Here is a 9,051-nt window from a genome sequence, read left to right on the forward strand (position 1 = left end):
AAACAAATGCATCTTCGCCTTTTTCTACAATGCTCTTACTTGGAACAGCAATCATTGTCTTATTCTCTAAATTTACTTGTAAAGAAACGTGATAACCTGGAGATAAACCATCTTGGCTATCAAGACTTGCCTTATATGTATATTGAGACATATTTTGAGTTCCTTCACCAGCTGCTTGAGCCATCTCTGCACTCGTTGGGAATTCACTTACTTCTGTAATTTTACCTGTCCACTTCTTCTTATTATTTGCTTTCGCAGTTACAGTAAACGTTTGGTCTTTTTGAATTTGTGACTTTTGAAGCTCTGTTAAAGTCCCTTGAACTTGGAACGGATCTTTAGAAGCAACTTGTAAGAATGCTTTCCCTTGGCCACCTAAAGCTTGAGATGAACTTTGTGCTGCATCTTTATCTAACTTTTGTACAACACCTGTAAAATTACTATAAATCGTAAGTTCTTTCTGTTTTTTACTTAACTCTTCTTTTTGTAACTTTCCTTTTTCTTTTTCAAGATCAGTTGTTTTTTGTGCCATTTCTAATTCGCTTACTTGCTCTTCTAACGGATCTATTACTTCTTTCCCAGCACCGCTATCTTTCGCCTTCTTAATCTCTTTCTTTATGGAATCTATTTTCTTTTGCTCTTGATCATAACGCATAGTAGCCATTTTTTGATCAAGCTCAGCTTGTTTCATCTGTAAATTAATTTCTTCATTATCATAAGAGAATAATTTCGTTCCTTTCTCTACTTCTTGCCCTTCTTTCACTTCAATATCCTTTACTTTTCCTTTTGTCGGATCTGCATAAAAGCTTTCAATATTCCCAGGTTTCACCTGCCCTGAAATCAATTTTGTATTATTAAGTTTACGCTCTGTTACTTTTTCGAAGCTAACAGCATCTGCCTTTGCCTCACTCTTCTTCTTACCTTGCATGACAAAAATATTGATGGCTGCAACGATAACAATTAATGTAATAACCCCACTGATAATCCATTTCTTCTTTTTGTTAAGTTTACGTGTTGTATTTGGTAACATGGTGTATCTCCTTTCATGATAATATACTTTTTAAGTATATTTTAATTTTTAAACATAACATGAATAACATATATAATATTATGCAATATTGCATATAAAAAGGTTCTGGTGCAAAAATATTAGTTAGAAACATAGAGTAGCAAGATCCCGTAAGGTATTTGGAGATAAAAAACTTTGAATCTCTTGAGCAAATAGTTGTAATTCGTCAGACACAGAAACAGACATAAAAAACGCCATCCTTTCCTATGATTCTACAGAAAGAATAGCGTATTTTTTCATTTTAGAGAGGATTTTATTTTATTATCTTGATAGTGATAGGTCTGTACTCCTAGTAGAAAAATGCCTTTTTGCTTATAATGGAATATATAACTTAATCAATTAAAAAGGAGCATGTAGCATGGGACAAAGTATTAATCATATTTGTTTTTCAGTCTCAAATCTAGAGAAAGCTATTGAGTTTTATCAAAATATACTTCAAGCAAAATTATTAGTAAAAGGTAGAAAGTTAGCTTATTTTGATTTAAATGGTTTATGGATTGCTTTAAATGTTGAAGAAAGTATACCAAGAAATGAAATTCAGCACTCATACACACATATAGCTTTTACTGTAACAAATAATGAATTTGATTCTTTAAAAGAAATATTAATTCAAAATCATGTTAATATCTTACCTGGACGAGAGAGAGATGAACGAGATAAACGGTCTATTTATTTTACAGATCCAGATGGTCACAAGTTTGAGTTTCATACTGGTACTTTACAAGATCGTTTACAATATTATAAAGAAGATAAAAAGCATATGACTTTTTACTGATAAAAAGGCTAGTAAAATACTAGCTTTTCGCACTTCTATTTACTGTTTAAACTATGAAGACTTTTTCAGTGACCCCCTAAACAAAATTATCAATTTTCCAAAAGCTATTTATATGAATTCAACTCGTTTTTTTTTGTTTTGGGGGTACTATAAATAAATTTTTTAACTTAATGACGATGTGATGGAATTCCATAATAGGATTATTTAATAGATTAATTGAGATAAAGATCAGGATAGTTAGAGAAACGCTTTTTATATTTGTCTAAAACCACAGATATTATCAATAAAAAAATAATAATAAATAATAAAAATTTATTGAAAAACGATAAATATAGTGTTAATCTTTAAAAAAAGATAGACAAGGATGAAGAAGAATGAAAAAATTATTATTAGTTGGACTTTCTACAATAACTTTGATTATTATTGGTTTTGTCTCTTACATTACATTAACAACGAAAGATCCATTAAATGAGAAATAATTTCCAAAAACTCGAGAAAAAGCAAAGGAAACTGCTATTGAATATTTTCAAAAAGAAAAACAGTTAGATGTTGTTATAACTAAAGTTGGAGTAACGGGAGAAATGGGATATGAGGTTTGGATCGAAGGACATGAGCTGAATAATGAACAAAAAAAGATTCGTGCAATTATAGATGTTGCAGAAGAAGATAAATATAAAGTAATAAGTTCTAATATCGATTAAATGATTCATCATAGAAATTTACCTATAAAATGAAAAAAGCGCTATCCTGTTTGTAGAAATATACAGAAAGGATGGCGTTTTTGTATGAAACTATCGATTCAAGATGCGTTTTATTTATTCGCTGAAGAACTACAGCGATATCTATCTCCACTTATTCTTCAAAAACTTGGCCAAGAGACAGGTTTTGTAAAACGTAAAAGTAAGTATGGTACACGAGATTTGGCTGCTTTATGTGTTTGGATCAGTCAACATGTAGCAAGTAGTTCCCTTACTCGATTATGTAGTCAGCTTTATGCAAATACAGGTACACTTATGAGTTCAGAAGGACTTAATCAACGTTTTAACCGATGTGCTGTTTTATTTCTAAAGCGTGTATTTTCCCTTTTAATCAAAAGCAAACTTAACGATTCTTCTCAAATCTCAAACCAATACATTTCTTATTTTCAACGTATACGTATTTTAGGGGGTACCGCCACATCGCCATCAAGTTAAGAAAAGCAAATACCCCAAAACGAAAAAATGAGCTTTTTTGTTACAAGTTAGTACAAAATTTCGTTCTGGGGGTACTATAAAATTTTAGCTTGATGGGCATGGGGTACCGCCAGCATTTCGGAAAAAAACCACGCTAAGAGCATGCAAGATTTTATACAATTTTTCGGGTAATCCAGTAACAAACAAGAACCCTAAAACTACGCCAGGATAGGAATGTATAAAAAAATGCATAGATCCATAGAACAAAAAAGAAGGTTCCCTTGTGAGGGTAGGGTTCCCCCCTTTTCCTTGCTACCGATAATAGGACGTTATGTTAACCGGTCATGTATAGGATATACATTTTACTTTTATATCTTTAAATATGCTAAAATGGAATAAAAAGGATGGTAAAACATGACACAGTTATGGAGATCTTTTGGTTATGCAGTTCCCCTGTTTTTAATTGCAACCATTATTATATGTACAATTGCAATTGTATTAGTAAAAAGGAAGGGGAATAAAACAGTTGTACATAAAAACACAATCATTATGAACATAATTTTTCCTCTCTCGATAATTGCCATTTTACTGATTACTGTGATACCAAGACATACAGGGATAGAACAAATAAGAGTAGTAAACTTAATCCCCTTTATTGGGATGTATAAATTAATGACCAATTATGTTGATATTATGGTTCCTATCAAAAATATATTGTTTAACATAATTCTATTTATACCATTCGGCTTCACCTTATTATGGAAAAATCACACAAAACTTTCTATTTATCAAATAACAATGATAGGCTTTTTATTTTCTCTACTAATCGAATTTATCCAATATATCTTTCCATCAGGACGTTCATCAGATATAGACGATATAATATTGAATACCTTTGGAACATTATTAGGATGTTTATTCTGGAACCTGATTTATAAATTATTTCCAAAGTTTTTAAAAACATCTAATGAGAATACTAATTTACAAAATAACTTCCAATAACGATAATTATGTAAATAAGCTGCCCATATGGACAGCTTATTTTATTTTTTGCTTAGCGTGGGGTTTTTCCGAAATGCTGGCGGTACCCCATGCTCATCAAGCCAAGGTCTTGAAGTACCCCCTAAACGAAATTTTTACTTTTCTACATTTATTTATGTGAATTCAACTCGTTTTTTTCGTTTTGGAGGTGATTGATTTCTTAGTTTGATGGCAATGTGGCGGTACCCCAATACAGTCATACCACTTCTGCCGAATTCAAAAAATGTAAAAATCGTAGCAAGAGAATGTACTGGTCTTGCATGGGAATGGTGGAGAACAATTATTAATGAACAAAATGTTCCATTAACAAATGAAATTAAAGTTTCAATTGGAGGAACAACATTATATCCAAGTGCCAATATTAGTCATTAGGTAAAAGTGAAGCGCCCTGTAAACAGGGCGCTTTTTTACTTGGTCGCAAGTTATGAGTTCCAAAGTACATTTGGTACAAGTATCTCATTAAGTGAAGAACAAACAGTGTCTCGTAAATTTAGCCTTACTAATGAGTCAGATAGAACGATTACAGCTGCATTATACCAAGTTACTGCTGAATACACACTAGAGCCTGGCTCAGTAGCTGCAGGAATTGTAAATAAAACAGTAAATTCACCTTTTGCAAAGTTTTGGCAAGGTTGCGGTTATTGGGATACAGCTACAAAAGTAAAAGTATCCTCCACTTCAACAGGTTCAATTAAAACGGATGATCTAAAATTAGTTCGTTCAGATGTATTAGAAAAATAAAATTGATCAAAATGAGTTTTCCCCCAAGCTCTTTTGAAATAAACAAAACCCACAGAAAACATTCGTGTTCTCTGTGGGTTTTCTATGGGATTGGAATAAAGTTTGATTACTAAAAAGTCCTTTTATAATATCTAAAGGGACTTTGCTCACACAAATGATCTGCACATCAATTCATCTTTGATATACAGATCATTTGTATGATAATTTTTTATAAATAATTGCTAAATAATGAACCTACATTACCGCTTTTAAAAGTTCTTGTACAAATGGAATGATTCCGCCTACAAATTTTAAAACTGCCATTGCGATTGCCATATTATTTCCTCCTCTTTTGTTGTTACTAAAATGTGATTTATCTTTATGCGTTTATTATAGTAAGCGCTTATATTTATATCAATACATTTTTATATGTAATATTGCATATCCGAGTTAGGTCAACGAAATATCACTTTGTCTCACTAAGGCATTTGGATAGCACTACACCGCCATCAAACCAATGCCAACAAATAACCCATAACAAAAATTTTGTTATGCTAATGGATGTGTAGCAAGACCCCATAAATAAAAAAGATAAGACCAGAACTTGGTCTTATCTTTGGCATAAGGAGAAACAAATAGGGTAATAACCATCACTTTTCCATCATATTAAATTAACTGTTTAATTTGAATATGATAACTAAGAACGGTTCTGGTGCAAAGATAAAATGAAAATCAGTAAAACGCATATATTCCTAACAGAATTGTATTTTATGCTACAAGTTCAAACAATTTTCTTTTTTTGATATGGTGAGTCCTTTTAACAAAAAGAGAGCAGATCGTCTGCTCTCTTATGATGCCTCCTTATGTTCTGGGGAATGCTCAACACTTCCCATTCTCTTTAGTTTATTCCATCCTACCGCTACCCCTCGAATGGATGAAAATATAGATTTAATTACAACATAAGTCATAAATTGACGATAAATAAAGCGTTGTAAAATTAACCATACTAGTGGTTTAGGGTTCTCTTTCTCTAATTTAAATGCAAACAGAGAAGCGAGAAGATCCATTAGAAAGAATACAAAATAAAATCCTAAAACTTTCAGCGGATCACTACCAAATAGCCCCATAATCATTAATATATCTGCTAAAGGAGCAATGAATTGCAGAATATATTGGAATAACCACATATTAGGTAATGCAATAAACCCTAATGTTTTATGTGTTGCATTAAACAATGCTTTTCGATGTTTCCAAAGACACTGGAGTGTACCATACGACCAACGATATCGCTGTTTAATAAGACTTTTCACATCTTCAGGTGACTCCGTATAAGCGTATGCTCTTTCTTCATATACAATTTTATGCCCTTCACGTAAAAATGTTATAGTAAGATCCGTATCTTCTGCTAATGTATCTTCACTTAAATATCCAGATTCGACTACATTCTTTTTACGCCATGCTCCAATAGCTCCAGGAACTACCGTAATACAATTTAACTCATCAAAAGCTCTGCGTTCTAAATTAAATCCTGTAATATATTCAACATGTTGCCAAGTAGTTAACAAATTCCGTCTATTTCCCACTTTGACATTGCCTGAAACTGCCGCTACATTATGATCTTCAAAGTGTCTAATCATTAGAGAAATAGCATCTTGCGCAATAATTGTATCCGCATCTAAAGTGACAATGATTTCTCCTGTTGATTTTTGAAATCCTAAGTTCATTGCGGATGATTTCCCACCATTTTCTTTCTGAATTAAACGAACTTTAGGATGTTTATAGAATGTTTCTTGAATTACTTTTGACGTACCATCTTTCGATCCGTCATCAACGACAATAACTTCAAACTCTCTATAATTACTATCCAAAATTGAGCGAATCGTCTTAGCTATCACCTTCTCTTCATTATATGCTGCTATCACAACACTAACAAAAGGTTGATAAGACGAATTAGCAAATAAACGAGATTTTGTTTTCTTTTTCTGCTTGAATGCAAAATAAATTAAAAATAGGAATCGGAAAATACCTAATCCAATAGCAATATAAAAAATAGTTGTTAATATATGCTTAGAATATCCGGCTCCTAAAAAAACAGCTTTATTGTAAAGTAAATATTGCTTATCCTCAGAAGAAACGAGAGGCATAACTTCATCTCGTTCTTTACCCATTAAATCTGAAATTGTTACAAAACTATATCCATGCTTTTTAAGGTCTTTAATAATAATTGGCAGCGCCTCTACCGTATGGGTACGATTCCCTCCTGCATCATGGAGAAGAATAACATTTCCCTCCCCCTTATAAATGGGATTAACAGCACGCTTTACTAATTCATTTGTTGATGGCGTCGCCCAGTCCTCAGGATCAACTTTTTCTGCCACCATTGTATAGTTCATATTTTGTGCACGCAAAATAGGCAATATTTCATTTGATGAATCCGGGTCGGCATCTGCTTCATATGGTGGCCTAAATAAAACCGTAGAATGTCCAGTTATTTCCTGAATCAGTCGCTGAGTTGTATTCAGCTCTACTTTTGTTCGTAGTAAAGACGTATCAGCTACGTTAGGATGCTTGAAAGTATGATTGCCAATTTCATGCCCTTCATCGTACATTCTTTTAACAAGACTAGGATTTAGTTGGGCGTTTTCACCAAGTATAAAAAAGGCTGCTTTTATTTTATGCTCTTTTAATATATCTAGAATTTCCGGGGTGTATTTAGGATCTGGTCCATCATCAAATGTTAGTACTACTTGTTTTCCTTTTGGTTTTCCATAGCGCTGCACTTGATATGCAGATGGTAGTGATTGATACACTTCATCTGTAAGATAACCTTCTTTTCCTACTTTAAAATCTCTCAATCCATTTTGTCTTTCATTTTCAATCTGTAAAATTTCGCCTTGTCCAGAATAATTTACTTCATCTAAACTAGCGATTTTATGTAATGCATCAGGATTTTTTTGTACTTCAATAGGATCTTTTAAAGCTTTCCATACAGTAGGATCTTCTGCTCCTAGTCTCCATAATGCAAACCCCTTTGCATTATGGTTCATTGCGATTTTGACTTGATTATAAAGAGTAACACCATCTAAGAACCAAGCAGTATGTTCTTTCGCTCCTTTTTTATATCGAAAATAAGGGTTTCCACTGATCTTATCCCATTGAATTTTTATATTTGAATCATGAGCCATTTTCATAACTTCTGAGAAAGTTAAAGGCTCCGCAGGTTTTTTACTCTTCACTTCCCAATCATATCCATAATTACCAAAAGCAACTATAAGTTTCTCGGAGGGAATGTTTAGATCATTGAGCGTATGTTCAAACCATTTATTTGAAGCAATTGGTCCTGATGTCCCTGCTCCATAGTGCTCATCATACATCATTACAATCATACGATCTATTACTTTGGCTAATGCACCATAATCAAAGGCTTTATCATTAGCAGGGACATCTTGTGTAACAAGCAAATGATGTTTATGAAAGACCGTAGTAAGTTCTTTCATGAAATTTGTTAAGTTTTCTCTATCGCTTTCAGGTATTGCCTCAAAGTCAATATTAATACCTGAAAATTGATTCTTTTCAACTTGCTTTACTAAATTGTTAATAAACGTTGTCTTTACATGCTCTGGAGAATTCAGTAACTTATGAATAAGTTCACTATCAGGACCAGAAGCTTCCTCTGTATAGTTAGTAAGTAAAGGCATAATTTTCACATGATTTTCTTTGGCTAACTTCACAATCTCAGGTTTTATCTCACTACTAACTGTTAAGTCTGCTTTTAAGTGATACCATTCTGGTACTAACGTGGTTAAGGAATCGATATTTTCTTTTAAAGAAGCAGTACTATTTTCATCCCAGTTTACATAAAAACCATAAACTTCTTTAGATTGTTTACTATCGCTCGTTGAATTCACCATATTTTCATCGTTTTTCATTTCGGTATTAGGTTTAAATTCTTCTTTCTTTAACTGCTCGTCGCTGAGTTTTTGATTAATAGGCACAAGTTTAGTATCTTGCTTTACAGAAGGATTCATATTTGGAATTTCTGGTGTTGAAAAAATACTTCGAAAGAAAAAATAAAATACAATACTTATGCTAACTATTGAGATACATAGAAACCAACTGAAAGCTATTTTTCTTCTTCCTTTAGGATCATAAAAAACGTGTTTTGAGTTATCTTTCTCTTGTTGAATTTTTTTCTCCATTATTTTTTTACATACTCCTTTTCTTTTTATCATTTTAGCCAAGAAGACTCCTTCCTCAAGGAACGCGAAGTGAGTAGG

At 32.5% G+C, this 9,051-nt stretch carries 5 protein-coding genes and 3 pseudogenes; 6 read left to right on the plus strand and 2 right to left on the minus strand.

Annotation, left to right across the window (positions count from 1 at the left end; genetic code table 11):
* Positions 1-1,027, minus strand: a 1,027-nt coding sequence (locus CQ058_RS29755; RefSeq protein WP_105590181.1) for an efflux RND transporter periplasmic adaptor subunit, incomplete at its 3' end; no start/stop codon positions are given.
* A 397-nt stretch (positions 1,028-1,424) separates the two neighbouring features.
* Between CQ058_RS29755 and fosB the strand changes: the two genes are divergently transcribed.
* The 6 genes and pseudogenes from fosB (at position 1,425) to CQ058_RS29785 (ending at position 4,795) form a co-directional block, all read left to right on the plus strand.
* Positions 1,425-1,841: a FosB family fosfomycin resistance bacillithiol transferase gene (gene fosB / locus CQ058_RS29760; protein WP_095022379.1), complete on the plus strand. Its 417-nt coding sequence runs from the start codon at positions 1,425-1,427 to the stop codon at positions 1,839-1,841.
* Positions 1,842-2,215: 374 nt separating this feature from the next.
* Positions 2,216-2,542 (plus strand): annotated as a pseudogene (locus CQ058_RS29765) (hypothetical protein).
* Positions 2,543-2,626: 84 nt separating this feature from the next.
* Positions 2,627-3,013: pseudogene (locus tag CQ058_RS29770) on the plus strand (IS4 family transposase); the annotation flags it as partial.
* Positions 3,014-3,427: 414 nt separating this feature from the next.
* Positions 3,428-4,015, plus strand: coding sequence for a VanZ family protein (locus CQ058_RS29775; protein ID WP_258169587.1), 588 nt, complete (start codon positions 3,428-3,430; stop codon positions 4,013-4,015).
* A 228-nt stretch (positions 4,016-4,243) separates the two neighbouring features.
* A pseudogene (locus CQ058_RS29780) lies at positions 4,244-4,426 on the plus strand (thiol-activated cytolysin C-terminal domain-containing protein); the annotation flags it as partial.
* A 39-nt stretch (positions 4,427-4,465) separates the two neighbouring features.
* Positions 4,466-4,795: a hypothetical protein gene (locus tag CQ058_RS29785; RefSeq protein WP_206703231.1), complete on the plus strand. Its 330-nt coding sequence runs from the start codon at positions 4,466-4,468 to the stop codon at positions 4,793-4,795.
* Between the two features lie 827 nt (positions 4,796-5,622).
* Here CQ058_RS29785 and CQ058_RS29795 read toward each other — a convergent pair.
* Positions 5,623-8,973, minus strand: coding sequence for a trifunctional glycoside hydrolase family 18/polysaccharide deacetylase/glycosyltransferase family 2 protein (locus CQ058_RS29795; RefSeq protein WP_002191911.1), 3,351 nt, complete (start codon positions 8,971-8,973; stop codon positions 5,623-5,625).
* Between the last annotated feature and the right edge of the window lie 78 nt (positions 8,974-9,051).

Source organism: Bacillus sp. MYb56 (assembly GCF_002976445.1).
Taxonomy (GTDB): Bacteria; Bacillota; Bacilli; order Bacillales; family Bacillaceae_G; genus Bacillus_A; species Bacillus_A mycoides.